This is a genomic window from Deinococcota bacterium, assembly GCA_030858465.1.
GTDB lineage: Bacteria > Deinococcota > Deinococci > Deinococcales > Trueperaceae > JALZLY01.
Genome location: JALZLY010000175.1, coordinates 1 through 16239, shown reverse-complemented (window position 1 = coordinate 16239; position 16239 = coordinate 1). Strand labels below are relative to the sequence as shown.

Genomic DNA, 16239 nt, shown 5'->3' with positions numbered 1-16239 from the left:
GCACTCTATCATCCAAGAGGGCCTGCCACTGCGCCGCCAGAGTGCCCAGCTCCCGCTCGCTCACTATTCGGCCCGCGCCCGCCGCCGCCACGGCGCGGGCGTTGTGGGTCTGGTGGTCCTCGGCGGCCCAGGGCAGGGGCACCATCAGCAGCGGCACGCCGTGAAAGGCCGCCTCGGCGAGCGTGCCGGTGCCTGCTCGAGTGATGGCGAGGTCCGCCGCCGACCAGGCGAGGACCGAATCGACCCAGCCGCTCACGTGGTAGTGGGGCAGGTCGGCGACTTTTTCCGTGAGACCGTCCTCCCAGCGCGGGCCGCTGCTGTGCAGCACGGTGAGGTCCTCTCTGGCTTCGGGCGGGAGCCCCCGGTAGGCCGCCGGCACCGCCCGGTTGAGGCTGAGCGAGCCCTGGCTGCCTCCCATGACCAAGGCGAGCTTGCCGTCCTCGGCTAGGCCGAGTTGCGCCCGCGCCTCACGGCGCGGCACACGGATCTCCCGGATGGGCATGCCGACGTGCTCGAGCCTCCTGGCGCGGGGCAGCCTGGCATGCACCTCGGCTTGCGCGGTGGCGATGAGCCGGGCGCGCCCCTGCAGCCAGCGCGTCACCCGGCCGGGAAAGGCGTTCTGCTCGTGAAGGGCGAAGGGCACGCCCGAGCGCAGGGCGCCGGCGAGGCCCGGAAAGGAGGCAAAGCCGCCGAAGCCCAGGGCGACCTGCGGTCTGAGACGCTTGACGATTCGGTAGGCGTCCCCCACACCCATGACGGCCTGCCAGGCCTGGCGCGGGTCGGGCTTGGTGCGGTCCCACTTGCCCGCGCGCACCCCGTAAAAGGCGTAAGGCGTCTCGCCGACGAGGCGCGCCTCCATGCCCCGCGCCTGGCCCACGAAGACGGCCTCCGCGCCGCGCCGCTCGAGTTCGCCCGCCACGGCCAGGGCCGGGTAGATGTGGCCGCCGCTGCCGCCGGTGGCGAGCAGGACCCTCACGCCCTCGCTCTTCACGCGGCTGCCCCCTCGCGCTCCTCGCGCCTGAGCTGCCGGTAGCCGCTGTGGATGAAGCCGATGGCGATCGACGCCGACAGCATCGCGTTGAAGCCGTAGGAGACGAAGGGCAGCGGGATGCCGGTGACCGGGAAGAGGCCCACCGCGACGAGCAGGTTGAGGGCCGCCTGCCCGCAGAGGTAGGCCGTCGCCCCAAAGGCCAGGAGCGCCCCCGGCCCGCTCAGGGCCGAGGCCAGCCGCATGCCGCGCGCGGCGATGACGAAAAAGAGCCCTATCATGGTGACGACGCCCAAGAAGCCCAGGCTGTGCGCCACCGAGATCGCCACCATGTCGGTATGCGCCTCGGGCACATGGCGCAGCGGCCGGCCCGGGCCCAGGCCGAAGACGCCCGCCGCCACCAGGCTGCGCTGCGCCTGGCTCGCCTGGTAGGAGAGCGTGGCCGTCTCGCTGCGGTCGCCCCAGAGGTCCTGGAAGCCCGAGATGCGGTTGCCGATGTAGCTGAACTGGCTCAGATAAGGCCCGGCGAAGAGCACGGCGATGAGCGCCGCGGCGGTGGTGATGCTGACCAGCCTGAGCAGCGTGGTGCCCGCCGCCAGCATGACGGCGAAGGCCAGCATGAACAAGAAGGCCGCGGTGCTGACGTCGGGCTCGGCGACGATGGCCCCGGCGGCGAGCCCGACCACGACCATCGGCCGCCACAGCTGCCAGTCGCCCAGGTGCCGGTAGAAAAACCCCGCCAGGTAGGCGATGACGGCGACCTTCATCAGCTCCGAGGGCTGCAGGGTGAAGCCGCCCAGCAAGAGCCAGCGCCGGCTCGAGCTGCCGCCGGGCGCGACGCCGACGAAGAGCACCGCCACCAAGAGGGCCAGCGTGAGGACATAGATGAGCGGGCTGAAGCGGACGACGGTGCGGGGCGGCACCAGGGTGACGAGGACGGTGACGACGAGGCAGATGAGCGCCCGCGAGGCCTGCTCGAGCCCGCTGCCGGGATCGGCGGCGCTTACCCCCAGGACGCCCAAGGCCAAGAGCGTGAGCTGGCTGAAGAGCAGGATCAGGTCCACGCCGGCGCCTCCTCGTTTTCTCTGAGCGCCCCCAGCGACGCCACCACCTCGCGAAAGACCCTTGCCCGCTCGGCGTAGTCCCTGAACTGGTCGAAGGAAGCGGCGAGCGGGGAAAAGAGCACGGTGGCGCCCCCCAGCCTCTCCGCGTGGCAAAAGGCCAGGGCCTCGGCGCAGGCGCGCCTGAGCGCTTCACGGCCCGACAGCTCGGACATGACCAGCGTCCGGGTCAGGCCGCCCAGCCGCTCGGCAAAGGCGGGTCCGGCCGCGCCGACGCCGATAAAGAGCGCCACCTTGGCGCGCACCAGCCCTTCGAGCGGCTCGAAGTCGGCGCCCTTATCCAGGCCGCCGCCGATCCAGACGATGGGAGCGGGGGTGGACGCCAGCGCCGCCCTGACCGCCAGGCCGCGGGTGGCGATGGAGTCCTCGACGAAACTCACCCCGCCGACCTTGCCGATGAGGCTGTAGCGGCCGGGCAGGCCGCCGAAGTGCGGCAGTCCTGCGGCGATGGCCCGGTGGTTCAAGCCAAGCGCCGCGGCCGCCAGGGCTACGGCTAAGGCGTTGCCGTGGTTATGGCTTCCCCGCAGCCGGAGCTTGCCGGTCTCTACCAGCTTGACGCCGCGGAGGTGGAGCCAGCCGCCTTGAAGGTGCGCCTGGGCCGGCCCTTCGAGCGAGTAGCCCAGCGCGTGGGCCGGGCAGGCTGCCGCCCAGCCCGGCAGGATGGGGTCGTCGGCGTTGTAGACGAAGGTGCTCGTCTCGTCTAAGTTGTCGAGCAGCTTGCCTTTGGCGGCGTGGTAGGCCGCGACGCTGCCGTGGCGGTCCAAGTGGTCGACGCCGAGGTTTAAGATGACCGCGACCCTGGGCTTCAAGGTGGGGCAGCGCTCGAGCATAAACGACGACAGCTCGGTGACGAGCGTCACCCCGGCTTCGGCCACCTCCGCGAGGGCCGGGTCGATGTTGCCCCCGGCGCGCGCCGCTATGCCCGCGCGCTCCAAGACCACCGTCAGCCAGCGCGTCACGGTGCCCTTGCCCGCCGTCCCCGTCACGCCGACGAAGTCCGTGGGAATGCCCGTGGAAATGCCTGTGGGCACGCCCGTGGAGATGGTCCGGTAGACCCACTCGACCTCGCCGATGGTTTCCAGACCGCGTGCCCGCAAGGCGGCGAGGTCGGGGTGGTCCCAGGCGACGCCCGGCGCGGCGACGCAGAGCTCGGCCTCGCTGCCGTGAACGTCGCTGACGGGGCGGCAGCCGAGACCGATCAGCTCGGCGAGCTGCGCTCCGTCGGGCGCGCGGTCGAAGAGGAGGACCTCGTGCCCCTGCCGCCGCAAGAGGCGGCTCACCGCCCCGCCGCTGCGGCCCAGGCCGTAGACGAGCACCCTCACGCGCTACCCCTCACGCGCCAGTCCTCACGCCGCGCCCCCCCGCAAGGACCAGGCGACGCCGACGCAGGCGGCGGTTAGCAGCCAGAAGCGGGTGACGACCTTGGTTTCGGGCCAGCCCGAGAGCTCGAAGTGGTGGTGCAGCGGGGCCATCCTGAGGAGGCGCTTGCCGCCGCTGAAGCGAAAGTAGGCTACCTGGACCATGACCGAGACGACCTCGAGCATGGGCATCAGGGCGATAAGGGGCAGCCACCACAGCCAGCCCGAGAGGATGGCCAGGCCGGCGACGGCGGCGCCCAGGGCCTCCGAACCCACCCCGCCCATAAAGGCGCGAGCGGGGCGGGCGTTGTACCAGAGAAAGCCCAAGAGCGCGCCGACCAGCGCCGCCGCCCAGGGCAGGGCCAAAAAGGGCAGGAGGATGATGACCACCATGCCAGCGGCCAGCCCATCCAAGCCGTCGCTGAAGTTGACCGCGTTGATGGTGCCGGCGATGACCAGGCTGTAGACGAGCGCGTCGAGCCAGCCCAAGCCGAAGAGGGCGTGCCCCGCGCTCACGGCGTAGACCGCGAAGCCGGAGGCGAAGAGGAGCTGCAGGGCGAGGCGGTAGCGGGCCAGGAGGCCGGTGGTGCTGTCGCCGCCCGTGACCGCCGCGTCCTTGCGCTTTAGGGCCAGGTAGTCGTCGTACCAGCCGAGCAGGCCGACCGTCAAGGTGAGGCCGAGGACCGCCAGCCCGTCCGGCTCGAGCGGCCCGATGATCAGATAGGCCAGCGTCGCCGCCGCGAGAAAGGCGATGCCGGCCATCGTCGGCGTGCCCTCCTTGCGGCGGTGGCTCTGGGGGCCGCCCTGGCGGATCGCCTTGCCCCAGCCGTAGCCCTTGGCGAGCTGGACAAAGGCGCCGACCGCCAGGAGCGACAGGGCGAGCGCGAGGGCGAGGGTCACGCGCGCTCACCCTGTCTGGTAAGCTCACGCACCACGCGCTCGAGCCTCATGCCCCGCGAGGCCTTGACGAGCACCGTGCCGGTGAGCGTCTCGCGCGCCAGCGCCTCGATCAAGCTTTCGACGGTGCTGAAGTGCCGCGCGTGCTCCCTCCCCGCGCCGATACCATGCGCCGCTGCTCCCACGGTGTAGAGCCGGTCGAGCCCGCGGGTCGCCGCGCCGAGGGCGCGGTGCAGGCCCGCCGAGCGCGCGCCGAGCTCGAGCATGTCGCCGAGGATGGCGCTGTGCGGTCGGGGAAAGGCGGCCAAGACCTCGAGCGCGGCCCGCGCCGAGGCCGGGTTGCTGTTGTAGGCGTCGTCGATCAGGGTGAAGCCCTGGCAGTGGCGAACCTCGAGCCGGCCGGGCTCGAGGCGCAACACCGCGAGGCGCGCGGCCGCCGCGTCCAGGTCGCGCTCCAGCAGCCTAGCCAGGCTCATGGCGGCGACCGCGTTGGCGGCCATCGGCCTACCGGGGTAGGGAAGGGCGACGCGCCGGCCAAAGACCTCGAGCTCCTGGCGCTCGGCCGTCGCCGCAAGGATCCGGCCGCTGAAGTCGAGGTCGCCGGCCTCGTCGTCCAGACCGTAAAAGCGCACCTCCGTCACGCCCTTTAGCTGCCTGCGCGTGCTCGCGTGGGCGAGCCGGACGGGGGCGGCGCGCAGGAGCTTGCCCTTCTCGCGGGCGACCTCCGCTACGCTGCCCAGGCCGCTCAGGTGGCTGGCGCCGATGAGCGTGAGGAGCGCATGGGTCGGCTTGACGAGGGTGAGGAGCGCGTCCATCTCGCCGCTGTGGTCGATGCCCAGCTCGAGCACCAATGCCTCCTCGGAGCGCCCGCGCAGGGCCGCCCCTACCAGCACCTGCGCCAAGGCCAGCGGGGTGTTGAAGTTGCCGGGGCTCGAGGGCGCGCCCAGGGCGGCGGCGACCATCGCCTTGGTGCTCGTCTTGCCCGCCGAGCCGGTGATGCCGACGACCGGACCCGTCAGGCAGGCTCTGGCCTCGCGGCCCAGCCTGAGCAACAATCCTGCCGGGTCCGGCACCAGCAGTCCCCGCGGGTGAGGCCGGTCCGAGACCATGAAGGCCGCACCGGCCGCTAGGGCGGCGCCCGCAAACGCGATGCCGTGCGCCGCCTGCCCCGGCAGGGCAAAAAAGACGTCGCCGGGCTGTACGCGGCCCGAGTGGAAGCTGACGCCGCTTCCCGGCGGCCATACCCCCTCCTGGACCCCCTGCTGTGACCCGACGCCGGCGAGCGCGGCCAGGCGCGCCGGCTCCAAGAGCGCCCCAACCTGTGCCGCATCCCTTTTCGTGACTCCCTCGAGCAAGGCCGTCCTCATTCCTTATTCCTATTCCTTATCCCGTTCCTTATCCCAGTCTCGAACGAGACCTTTTACACATCTTACACACCATACACAATAGTACACTATATCAACAGGCTTAGGCTAGTGGTTGGCGTAGCCCGCGGTCTTGGGCGGCATGCCCCAGAGCGCCACCGCCTCGGAGCCAAAGGCCTGGAAGATGGGCGCGGCGATCAAGGAGCCGTAGAGTTCGCTAGGCGGCCCCTCAGCGCCCTGCAGGTAGACGACGACGGTCACCCTGGGGTCGTCGGCGGGAAAGATGCCCGCGAAGGAGGTGGTGTAGGCGGTCCTCGAGTAGCTCCCGTCCAGGTAGATTTGCCCCGTGCCCGTCTTGCCCGCGACGGGGATGCCGGGAATCTTGGCGCGGCGCGCCTCGCCGCTCTCGACCACGCCCTCGAGCATGCCGCGCACGGCCTTAGCCACGTTCGCCGAGAGGATGCGCTTAACCTCGGGCTCGCCGCCGTCCTCGATGAGCCGGGGCCGAATGTAGAGGCCGTCGTTGGCGAAGACCGAGTAGGCGGCGGCGAGTTGCAAGGCGGTGGCCGACATGCTGTAGCCGATGCTGGTGGCGGCGTGGTCCTGCGGCACCCAAGCTTCCCAGGGGTTGACCTGGCCGCGGCGGGCGCTGGTGTAGGACACGCGCGGATCCTCGCCGAAGCCCCAGTGGCGCAGCCACAAAAAGAGCTCTTGCGAGCTGAAGCGCTGCGCCAGGGTGATGGCGCCGACGTTGCTGGAAAAGCGAAGAATATCCGCGACGCTCACTTCCGGCGGGTGCTCGAGCGCGTTGCGGAAGGTGTGCCAGCCCACCTGGAGGCTGCTCCCGGCCTCGATGACCTCGCCGGCGCCCAAGCGGCCCTCCTGCATGAGCGCCGCTATGATGAGCGGCTTGACCGTCGAGCCGGGCTCGACCTGATCCAAAAAGGCGCGGTTGGTCATGGTCTCGCGGCTCGTGACCGTCCTGAACTGGTTGGGGTCGTATTCGGGGTAGGACGCCGCCGCCAGGATGCGGCCGCTGCCGCTCTCGATGGCGATCAGCGCGCCGTTCCAGGCCTTGCGCGCCCTGGCCGCCTTGCCGAGTTCGGCCTGGGCGACCGCCTGGAGCGTCGGGTCGATGGTGATGGTCACGTCCTGGCCGCTTTGCAAGACCCCGTCCAGGGAGCGCTCGAGGCCCTCCAAACCGTAGGCGCCGTCGGGCTGAAGCGCGCCCGAAAAGCCCACGACGTGCGCGCCCAGCCTGCCCTGCGGGTAGCGGCGGTGATCGACGCGGCCCTCGGCGAAGATGGTGCCGTCGGCGGCCTTGATCGAACCCCGCCTGGGCGCCTCGGCCAGGGCGGTCGGCCACTGCGGCAGGCCCTTTTGCAGGTCGGCAAAGCCGTAGAGGGCGACGAGGAGGGGCAGCAGCATAAAGATGACCAGCGCGCCCCCCCGCTTGAGCGTCAGGGTCGTTTGTTCTTGCGTCTCTTGGCCTCTTTCCGGTTGGCCTCGTTTCGTCAGACCTCGTTTCGTCAGACCTCGTTTGGGCTGGCCTCGCTGGGGCTGTCTTCGCGTCTCTAGCGCCATACCGTGACAATCTCCAATCCTGTTTTGGGAACCGCCATCACCGGCGGGTTCAGCTTCATGACGGTGGCGGCCTCGCTCAGTTGCGGCACCGGGACCATGCCGCGCGACAGCGCCCAGGCGCGCACCGCCATCGGGCCGGTGATGACGGCGCTGCGGCCGCGCAGCTCGACGCGCTCGAGCTCGCGCTGGGCCTTGAGGTTGAGGAGGGCGAGGCGCTCGGCGTGCAGCGCCTGGTTGTGGGCGCCGAGCGCGGCGAGGACGAGAAGCAGCGTGAGATAGAGGAGCATCAGGCATTTCAAAAGGCTGCTCACGGCCTGGCCTCCGCGGGCGTCGTCGGGGACTTTTGAGCGCTGCGCAGCTTAGCGCTGCGGGCGCGCGGATTCCTGGCGATCTCCTCGTCCGTCGCCGTCAGCGGGCGCTTGTGCAGCGGCTCGAGCCTCGTGCTCGCCCGCAGGAAGCGCTTGACGATGCGGTCCTCCAGCGAGTGATAGGCGATGACCACCAGCCGCCCGCCCGGCGCCAAGACCTCCTCGGCCTGCTCGAGCGCCTGCTCGAGCGCGCCTAGCTCGTCGTTCACATGGATGCGCAAGGCCTGAAAGGTGCGCCGCGCCGGATGGTCGCGCCGAGGTCCTGCAGGGTAGGCGCGCCGCACGATGTCGGCGAGTTCGGTGGTGCTCTCGATGGGCTTTTCGGCTCGAGCCTCGGCGATGCGCCTGGCGACGCGCCGGCTGTGGCGCTCCTCGCCGTAGCGATAGATGATGCTCGCCAGCTCGGCCTCGTCATACGTGTTCACTACCTCCGCCGCCGTCTCGCCCTCCCCGCCCATGCGCATGTCGAGGGGGCCCTCCTGGCGAAAGGCGAAACCCCGCTCCGGATGGTCCACATGCATCGAGGACAGGCCCAGGTCCAAAAGGATGCCGTCGGCGCGCCCCAGCCGGGCGGCCATGAGGTGGCCGCGGAGGTCGCGGAAGTTGCCCCCTGCGAGCCGCAGGCGGCCCTCGGCGCCGGCCTCGTCGCTGAGCGCCCTTGCGTAGTCCCGGGCGAGCGGGTCGCGGTCGATAGCCAAGACCGAACCGCCCGCCGCCAGGATGGCGCGGCTGTGTCCGCCCGCGCCGAAGGTGCCGTCGATATAGAGGCCGCCCGGCTTGACCGCCAGCGCTGCCATGACCTCGGCGACCATGACGGGCAGGTGAGGCGCGGCCACACCCTCGTTCACACCCTCGTTCACACCCTCGTTCACCGTTTCGCTCATCCGACGAGTTCCCGCAGAAGTTCGGGGGCGGGAGGCTTCGACTGCACCTCGGTCAGGTTGGAGAGCCAGCGCGCCTCGTCCCAGATCTCCAGCCGATTGGGCGCGCCCGCCACCACCACGTTGGTGGCGAGGTCGGCGAACATGCGCAGGGTCGCGGGCAGGGTGATGCGGCCGGCCGAGTCGATCTTGGCCTTGGACGCCCCGGAGTAGAAAAAGCGCACGAAGTTGCGCGCCTCGTGGTCGGTCAGGGGTAATTCCGTCAGCCGCTCCTCGATGCGGCGCCAGGCCGCCAGCGGAAAAACGTAGAGGCAACCCTCCATGCCGCGGGTGACGACCATGCCGTCCTCGACGAATTCGCGAAACGGTGGCGGGACGATGACGCGCCCCTTGTCGTCCACCGAATACTGAAATTCGCCAAATGGCATCTCCCACCGACCTCCCACCTTCTCTGCCGTGCCTTCAGCTCCTCAAGGAGCCTCGAGTGCGATCAGCAGTCCCTTTCTTGCTAATCGAACTCTAACACAGTTTTACCACAGATTCCCACAGTCTCCCACGATTACCCCTAAACTATCAAAAAACCAGCATAAGTCCCCCACCATGGCTCCACCTGAGCCGGGCGACGGGGGTAGGGCCGAAACGATAGGCCGTCCGCCGCGTAGTACCCGCACTAGCGGGGGCCTAGTGGCCCTACGCTGCGTTTGATCCAGAATGTAATCTAGAATGTAAAGGAACTCGAGGCGGTGCGGCGGATGGCGGGGGGCGCTCGACCCCGACGTTGCGGCGGCCTTCCTCGAGCACGGCCTGGAACTCCTCGAGGACTGGCGCTCCTGGACGCCTGCCGCGCCGTGGTGGAGGTCGAACCGCAGCCGCAGCACTGGCTATCGGCAACGCGCCTCGACGAGGTGGCCGGAGCCTTTGCCTACGTGGCCGACCTGAAGGCGCCCTTTCTGCGAGGCCGCTCCGGAAGCGTGGCGGAACTGGCCGAGGCCACGGCGCGAAATCTGGGCTTTGCCGCAGCCGATGTCGCGGCCTTGCGCCGGGCGGCGCTCTTGCACGACCTCGGCCGGGTCGGCGTCGCTAACGGCGTCTGGGAGAAGCCGGGTCCGCTGAGTGTCGGCGGGTGGGAACAAGTCCGGCTGCACCCCTACCACGCCGAACGCATCCTTTCGTGCTCGAGCCTCTTGGTCGTCTCGGCGTCCTGCCGTTCCAAGGGCTCCCAATCGTCGAACTTGCTAAACTTCGGGCCCCACAGGTGATAGGACTCGAGAAGCTCTACGTCCTGCGCCTCTGCCGCAGCCATGACTTCAAAGAGCCGCTTTTCGACCTGTGCCTGTGCTTCTGGAAATGCCTCCTTGATAATGTCCATAGCTTTCTCCTTGCTTGGAATTTTCGGCCTGCACGGCATAACTGTGATCGCTCCGTCACTCTAGCGGAGCGGCGAAAAGCTGCCAACATGGAAACTACGGGGATTTAGGAGGGCCGGTACGTGGATTTTTGGATTGGGAGCACGGGGGCCTAGGCCGCTGAAGGCACGGTACGACCGTAGGCATTAGAATGACCAATAGGAGGTTATGACGGATGACAAAGGTGGCAATCTTGCCCGTACAGGCCAAGGAAGGCGCTGTCTCCTACCGTGCCGTGGCCGGAGATAAGCAGTCGCAGGGCAAAACCGCAGGTGAGGCGTTGGACGCGCTGACGGCACAATTATCCAAGGACGAGGCTGGCACGCTTGTGGTTGTTCAGAGCTTCCGTCCGGACCGCTTTTTCGGCGTGCTCCAGGAGCGGCGATTGGCTGAGCTGATGGGGCGCTGGCGTGCGATGCGCGATAAGGGAGAAACCTTGGCGGCTGACGAGCAAGCTGAGCTAGAGGCACTCGTTGCAGCAGAGTTGCGCGCTTCTGCGGACCGGGCTGCCGCACTTGCGGACGAACTTAAAGGGTGAACCCGCGCCACGCGCGGGTGGCGTTACGGGCACTGCACCGCTGTGAGTATTGCCATGCTCCTGAAGCGGTCTTCAACCTCCCCTTTGAGGTCGAGCACATTGTTCCTTAGGACTTACGCACACCCTTCAAATGAAGAGAGCTGCTGAGATGGCTTATGGATTATAGTGGATTATAGGCAACACCGCCTGGACTACAGTGAGTCCCTGAGTAAATGAGCGAGTTTTGATGAAGGTGCAAATGACAACACTTTGTAATGCCCTGAAAATTAGCGTCAGAGGCGGACAAGGATTATCACCAGCTTCTCATCGGCTGAAAGCGTTTCGCTCATTTATTGTGAGATGCACAGTATGTGGGCGTTCTGTTGGGGATAGATAAGCCTCGAGCCCTTAAGCTGCACTTCTTGGCTTGACCTGCTCGAGCGCCTCCCCCAACGCCATTTTGGCACGCTCCAGCTCGTAATCGCTCTGTAGCCCCATCCAAAGCTCGGCGCTCGTACCAAAGTAGCGGCTGAGGCGCAGCGCGGTATCCGCGCTGATGCCGCGCTTGCCGCCCAAGATGTCTTGAATGCGCGTAGGGGGTACGCCAGTATCTTTGGCAAGGCGGTATTTGGTCAGTGCCAGAGGGACGAGAAAATCCTCGAGCAAAACCTCGCCGGGGTGAATGGGGCTTCGTTCTCTCATGATCAGCTCCTTAGTGGTAGTCGGTGATTTCAACGTTTTTTGCGTTTCCGCCCTGCCAGATAAAGCAGATACGCCACTGAGCGTTGACGCGGATGGAGTGCTGGCCTTGGCGGTCTCCCGAAAGTTTCTCGAGGCGGTTGACGGGCGGTGCTCTCAAGTCGTTTAAGTTCTGGGCATTGTGCAGGTAGCGGAGTTTGCGCTCGGCGGTGCGTTGGATATCGGGCGGAAGCTTGCGAGATGTTTGACCGTGAAAGACCTTCTCGGTTTCGGAGTCTGCAAACGACTTGATCACTGTGCTGATAGTAACGCAATCCGTTAATTATGTCCAGCGTTAAACTGAATGGGCGACTTTCTTACTACCCGGCTCAGGGAGCCATCATCCCCCGCATCGTCGCCAAGGAAGCCCTGCCCTCCGCCAACAGCCTGGTTCAAGGTGCCACCCAGGTGCTCGGCATCTTGGGCCCCGGCCTAGCCGGGGTTGCCGTGGGCGTGGTCGGAGGTGAGCTTACGCTTATAGCGGCTGCTTGCGCGTATGCGCTCGCCGCGACGGTCCTCTTGTTTGTGCGCCTCCAGGCGCAGGAAGAGACGGCGGGACGCCCCGGCTTCGTGCAGCAGTTGGCGGAAGGTTTCAGAACCGTTTGGGCCGATCCCGTGCTGAAGTGGCTCATCGTCGTCATCGCCGTCGGCAACCTCGGCTTCGTCGGCCCCTTTTTCGTCGGGCTCCCCGTCCTCGTTCGTCAGTCCTTCGGTCTGGACGCCAGCGCGTTTGGCCTGCTCACCGGCGTGTTCAGTCTGGGCTCGTTCATGGGGATTTCACTCGCCGCGCTGACGGGCAAGGTCCAGGCCAAAGGCAAACTGGTCGTGGGGGCCGCGGTGCTGATCAACCTCGGCCTGGGCCTCATGGGCGTCGCGCCGAATCTGCTCTATAGCCTGGGCTTTCTGTTTGCCGCAGGCATCGGCTCCGGTATCCAGAACATCCTGCTGATCACGCTTATTCAACTGCGCACCTCACAAGCGCTGCTGGGCCGGGTGATGAGCCTGATCCTCGTGGGGTCGTTCGGCTTGTCCCCGCTTTCGCAGTTTCTGGCCGGCGCCTTTGCCGAACTTTATGACGTGAGCCTCCTGTTCCCTTTGGGGGCGCTGCTGGGTCTCGGCGTGCTCCTGGTCGGGGCGAGGTGGTTTGTCCGGCTTTAAGGAGCCCATGCGCTATCGAGCCGACTCTGAGGGGGTTAGTGCCTCCTCGAGCACCTCGACGAGATGCCGGCTCCCCTTGCCGGTGCCGTCCCTTATCTGATGGCGGCAGGAGAAGCCGCAAGCGACGACCGTACCCCCATGCGCGCGCACGCCCGGAAAGAGGCGGCGCTCGCCGATCGCCATCGACAGGTCGTAGTGGCTGTAGCCGAACGATCCGGCCATGCCGCAGCAGCCCGAGTCGATCTCCCTGACGTCGTCCGAGATCCAGCCGAGCACGGAGGTGGACGGCCTCGAGCCGATAACGGCCTTTTGCTGGCAGTGGCCGTGGAACATGATGGCCCGGCCTTCCTTGGCGCCGTCCTTGGCGCCGTTCTTGGTAAAGACCCCCGCCGGGTCCAGTTTGCCCGAACTCCACGCCTTGGCCAGAAACTGGTCGATCATCTTGACGTGCCCTGCCACCGCCTTCGTCTTCTCGCCGGGGATGAGGTCCGGGTAGTCGTCCTGAAAGGCGGTGACGCAAGACGGCTCGAGCCCGACCACCGGCACGCCGCGCTGGACGTAAGGGTAGAGCGCTCTCACGCGCGCCTGTGCCGTTCGTTTGGCCTCCTTGAGCAGGCCCTTGGAGATCTGCGGGCGGCCACAGCAGCCGTAAGGGATGAGCAGGGCGCGGTAGCCGAGGGCCTCCAAGACGTTGACCGCCGCCGTGCCGATGTGGGGGTCGTGAAACATCGTCCAGGTGTCGGCGAAGAGGGCCACGACAGGCCGGTTCCCGCCCTCTGCGCGCTCGGGTCGCTGCCGGAAGGTTTGCGCGAAAGACGCGTTGGCGTAAAGGGGCATGACCCGGCGGCGGTCGACGCCGATAGCCTTTTCGATGGCCCAGCGCACGGGCTTCGTGGGCAAGACGGCGTTGGCGATAGGCGCCAGGAGGCGGCCGACGGGCGCGGTGGCCGCGACGTAGCCCATCGCCCGCACACCCAGCGGCGTGCCGTGGGCGGCGTGGTAGTGCGCCAGGAACTCGTACTTGAGCTTGGCCATATCGACCTGCGAGGGGCACTCGGCTTTGCAGGCCTTGCACTCGAGGCAGAGGTCCAAGGCGCCGTAGACCTCTTTGGAGGTGAGGCCGCCCGGCAGCCCGCCGCTCAGCGCCTCGCGCAGGACGTTGGCGCGGCCCCTGGTCGAGTGGTCCTCGTCGCGCGTCGCCATGTAGCTCGGGCACATGGTCCCCGACAGGGTCTTGCGGCAGTGGCCGACGCCGCTGCAGAGCTCGACGGCCGCGCCGAAGCCGCCGTCACGCGAAAAGTCGAAAAAGGTGTTGACGGGCTCGAGCCTGTAGCCAGCACCGTAGCGCAGGCTCTCGGTCATGGGCGGCGCCCCCACGATCTTGCCGGGGTTCATGATGCTGAGGGGGTCGAAGGCGCGCTTGATCCTCAAGAAGTCCTCGTAGACGACCTCGCCGAAGAGGGCCTTGTTCTGGTAGCTGCGGATGAGGCCGTCGCCGTGCTCGCCGCTCCAGGAGCCGCCGTACTTCTGCACGAGCTCAAAGGCGCCCTGGCTGATGGCCGCGTAGAGGTCGACGCCCTCCTGGGTCTTGAGGTCCAAGACCGGGCGCACGTGCAAGACGCCGACCGAGGCGTGGGCGTACATGACGGTCTTGACGCCGTAGCTCGCGCAGAGCGCGACGACCTCGGGGATGTAGTGGGGCAGGTGTTCGACGGGGACGGCGGCGTCCTCGATAAAGGGGGTCGGTTTGGCGTCGCCCTTCATCGTCGCGAAGATGCCCAGGCCGCCCTTGCGGAACTCCCAGACCTCGGCCTGCCCCTGGGGACTCCGGGCGACCGGACAGGCGTAGGCGAGCGCGGCGATGTCGGCGTCTTGTTCCATGCTCGCCAGCTTGCCGTTCATCTCGTCCTCGGAGTCGCCGTCGAACTCGACGACGAGGACGGCCTTGGGCTGGCCCTGCTGCCAACTGAGGAGGGGCTCTAAGTGCGGGTTTTCGTGGCCGAGAGCGAGCAGGGTCTCGTCCATGATCTCGACCGCGGTCGGCCCGTGGTGGTTGATGTGCCGGACGGCCTCCAGGGATTTCACCAGCGAGTCGAAGTGCAAGAGGGCCAGGAGGCGCGCCTTCGGAACGGGATGGAGCCGGAGGGTCACCTCCAGGATGACCGCCAAGGTGCCCTCCGAGCCGCAGACGAGCTTGGCGAGGTTGAAGGGCTTGCCGCCGATGAACTCGTCTAAGTTGTAGCCGCCCACCCGGCGCATGACCTTGGGAAAGCGCGCTTCGATCTCGGCTTCGTGCTCGCTCACGACGCTATGGACGGTGCGACATAAGTCGCCCAGGGGTCCCTCTTGCGCCAGCGCGGCCTCGAGGTCGGCCTCGCCCACGTCCTTGAGTTCGGCGACCGTGCCGTCATAGAGCATCACCGTCATGGCGATCACCTGGTCGACCGTTTTGCCGTAGCGGACGCTGCGCGTTCCCGAGGAGTTGTTGGCGACCATGCCGCCCACACAGGCGCGGGAGCTGGTGGCGATGTCGGGGGTGAACTGCAGGCGGTAGGGAGCCAAAAAGGCGTTCAGGTTGTCGCGCACCACCCCTGGCTGCACCTTGACCCAGCCTTCCTCGGGATTGAAGTCCAAGACCGCGTCCATGTACTTCGAGAAGTCGATGACGATGGCCTCGGCGACTGTCTGCCCGGCCAGGCTGGTGCCGCCGCCGCGCGGCAGGACGGCCAGGCCGTGGCGGCGGGCCACCTCGAGCACCACCGAAACGTCTCCGACGGTCTTGGGCAGGACGACGCCGTAGGGCCGGATCTCGTAGGGGCTGGCGTCGGTGCTGTAGAGAGCGCGGGCGGTGGCGTCGAAGCGGACCTCGCCCGAGACCTTCCACTTGAGCTCGTTGGCGATGCGTTCCAGCTCGAGGGTGCGCTCGGCCGTCGGGGCGGAAAGGGGCGGGGTTACGAGGCTGGGCATAGGCTTAGTATGCGCCATGTCACGCCCCCGCGCGGCCGTCTTGAGCTGAGGGTGCAGGGGCCGGCGTGGCAAACATCACCTGCACCGCGCGCGCAAAGGAGGCGTCGTCGGCCTGCTCAAAGGCGTCCAGAAAGTGCCGCAGGCGGTAGCGCACGATCTGGCCGCCGAGAAAGGTCGGCGAGGCGTAGGGGTCGCGCCTCTCGCCGCGCCGGGCGCGGCCCGCCTCGTCCACGAGGCCGAGCTCGACGAGCGCGCGCCGGCAAAGCGCCCTCTTGCTTTCGCCGAAGGGCAGGTCGCGGCCCGCGCGCAGGTGGCTGAAGGCCAGGCGCAGGTCGCCCAGGCTCGGATAGGCCGCCAGCCTCTCCCCGACGGCCGCTAGGGCCGCCGCGTCCAGGGCGAAGAGCAGCCTCGTGCTCTCGCTGACGAGCGTCTCGAGCGCTTCGCAAGCGCGCAGGGCCCCCGGGTGCAGGGGTAGCTCGGTGAGCAGCAGGGCCGGGGGCGCGGGCTCGCCCGGTTCCCAGCGGGGAAGCTGCTCGCTCCAGTCCTTGGCATAACGCTCCTTGGCATAACGGTCCTTGCCGTAAAGGTGCAGGCCGGGATAGGAGGCGGAGGGCGGGTCGCCGGCCGGCAGGCGCCGCACCTCCGCGCCACTGATCCCTTCCGGCCAGCTCCCTTCCTTCCCCGCCAGGCCGCTCCAGCCAAAGGGCTCGGCGGGGCGCAGCACCTCGGCCACGAACTCGATCGTCGTCTTGCCGTTCCACTCGTTTTCGCGCAGGCTCACCGCCGCGTCGATCTTCCCGCCGCCGCTGTAGCGCGGGGCGAGCGCGCCCTGCGACCAGGCGACGCCCTTGATGGACGGCAACCTGAGCTGCAGGTGCCTGCCACCCTGACC

16 protein-coding genes are annotated in these 16239 nt (G+C 67.9%); 3 read left to right on the top strand and 13 right to left on the bottom strand.

Annotation, left to right across the window (positions count from 1 at the left end):
- The 9 genes from M3498_09010 to mraZ form a co-directional block, all read right to left on the bottom strand.
- The coding region (locus tag M3498_09010; protein MDQ3459419.1) for a UDP-N-acetylglucosamine--N-acetylmuramyl-(pentapeptide) pyrophosphoryl-undecaprenol N-acetylglucosamine transferase at positions 1-991 on the bottom strand (991 nt) is incomplete at its 3' end.
- A complete protein-coding gene (locus M3498_09005; protein ID MDQ3459418.1) occupies positions 988-2052 on the bottom strand; it encodes an FtsW/RodA/SpoVE family cell cycle protein in 1065 nt (354 codons plus the stop codon). The genes M3498_09005 and M3498_09010, both read right to left, overlap by 4 nt.
- Positions 2043-3431 (bottom strand): UDP-N-acetylmuramoyl-L-alanine--D-glutamate ligase, encoded by a 1389-nt coding sequence (gene murD, locus M3498_09000; GenBank protein MDQ3459417.1) that lies wholly within the window; start codon positions 3429-3431, stop codon positions 2043-2045. Before murD ends, M3498_09005 begins: the two co-directional genes overlap by 10 nt.
- A 24-nt stretch (positions 3432-3455) precedes the next feature.
- On the bottom strand, positions 3456-4367 hold the full coding sequence (locus M3498_08995; protein ID MDQ3459416.1) for a phospho-N-acetylmuramoyl-pentapeptide-transferase: 912 nt from the start codon (positions 4365-4367) through the stop codon (positions 3456-3458).
- Positions 4364-5719: a UDP-N-acetylmuramoyl-tripeptide--D-alanyl-D-alanine ligase gene (gene murF, locus M3498_08990; GenBank protein ID MDQ3459415.1), complete on the bottom strand. Its 1356-nt coding sequence runs from the start codon at positions 5717-5719 to the stop codon at positions 4364-4366. Before murF ends, M3498_08995 begins: the two co-directional genes overlap by 4 nt.
- A gap of 117 nt (positions 5720-5836) precedes the next feature.
- The gene (locus M3498_08985; GenBank protein ID MDQ3459414.1) at positions 5837-7156 is read right to left on the bottom strand and encodes a penicillin-binding protein 2; all 1320 of its coding nucleotides are present in this window, start codon (positions 7154-7156) and stop codon (positions 5837-5839) included.
- A 146-nt stretch (positions 7157-7302) separates the two neighbouring features.
- Entirely contained in the window at positions 7303-7599 is a 297-nt protein-coding gene (locus M3498_08980; protein ID MDQ3459413.1) for a hypothetical protein, read from the bottom strand.
- A 20-nt stretch (positions 7600-7619) separates the two neighbouring features.
- Positions 7620-8492, bottom strand: a complete 873-nt coding sequence (gene rsmH, locus M3498_08975) for a 16S rRNA (cytosine(1402)-N(4))-methyltransferase RsmH (GenBank protein ID MDQ3459412.1) — start codon at positions 8490-8492, stop codon at positions 7620-7622.
- A 68-nt stretch (positions 8493-8560) separates the two neighbouring features.
- Positions 8561-8989 (bottom strand): division/cell wall cluster transcriptional repressor MraZ, encoded by a 429-nt coding sequence (mraZ, locus tag M3498_08970; GenBank protein ID MDQ3459411.1) that lies wholly within the window; start codon positions 8987-8989, stop codon positions 8561-8563.
- A 420-nt stretch (positions 8990-9409) separates the two neighbouring features.
- Between mraZ and M3498_08965 the strand changes: the two genes are divergently transcribed.
- Complete coding sequence (locus M3498_08965) at positions 9410-9820, top strand: HDIG domain-containing protein (GenBank protein MDQ3459410.1); 411 nt, start codon at positions 9410-9412, stop codon at positions 9818-9820.
- A gap of 322 nt (positions 9821-10142) precedes the next feature.
- Entirely contained in the window at positions 10143-10505 is a 363-nt protein-coding gene (locus M3498_08960; GenBank protein MDQ3459409.1) for a hypothetical protein, read from the top strand.
- Between the two features lie 387 nt (positions 10506-10892).
- Here the strand turns inward: M3498_08960 and M3498_08955 are convergent, their stop codons facing one another.
- Both M3498_08955 and M3498_08950 read right to left on the bottom strand, forming a co-directional pair.
- Positions 10893-11186 carry a HigA family addiction module antitoxin gene (locus tag M3498_08955; GenBank protein ID MDQ3459408.1) on the bottom strand — a complete coding sequence of 98 codons (294 nt, stop codon included), beginning with the start codon at positions 11184-11186 and terminating at the stop codon, positions 10893-10895.
- Between the two features lie 10 nt (positions 11187-11196).
- Positions 11197-11478: a type II toxin-antitoxin system RelE/ParE family toxin gene (locus M3498_08950; GenBank protein MDQ3459407.1), complete on the bottom strand. Its 282-nt coding sequence runs from the start codon at positions 11476-11478 to the stop codon at positions 11197-11199.
- A gap of 29 nt (positions 11479-11507) precedes the next feature.
- On the opposite strand from M3498_08950, the gene M3498_08945 reads away from it, so the two are divergent.
- Positions 11508-12380 carry an MFS transporter gene (locus M3498_08945; protein ID MDQ3459406.1) on the top strand — a complete coding sequence of 291 codons (873 nt, stop codon included), beginning with the start codon at positions 11508-11510 and terminating at the stop codon, positions 12378-12380.
- Positions 12381-12392: 12 nt separating this feature from the next.
- On the opposite strand, the gene M3498_08940 is transcribed toward M3498_08945, so the two are convergent.
- On the bottom strand, positions 12393-15347 hold the full coding sequence (locus M3498_08940) for an FAD-binding protein (protein MDQ3459405.1): 2955 nt from the start codon (positions 15345-15347) through the stop codon (positions 12393-12395).
- 19 nt (positions 15348-15366) lie between these two features.
- Positions 15367-16239, bottom strand: an 873-nt coding sequence (locus M3498_08935) for a hypothetical protein (protein MDQ3459404.1), incomplete at its 5' end; no start/stop codon positions are given.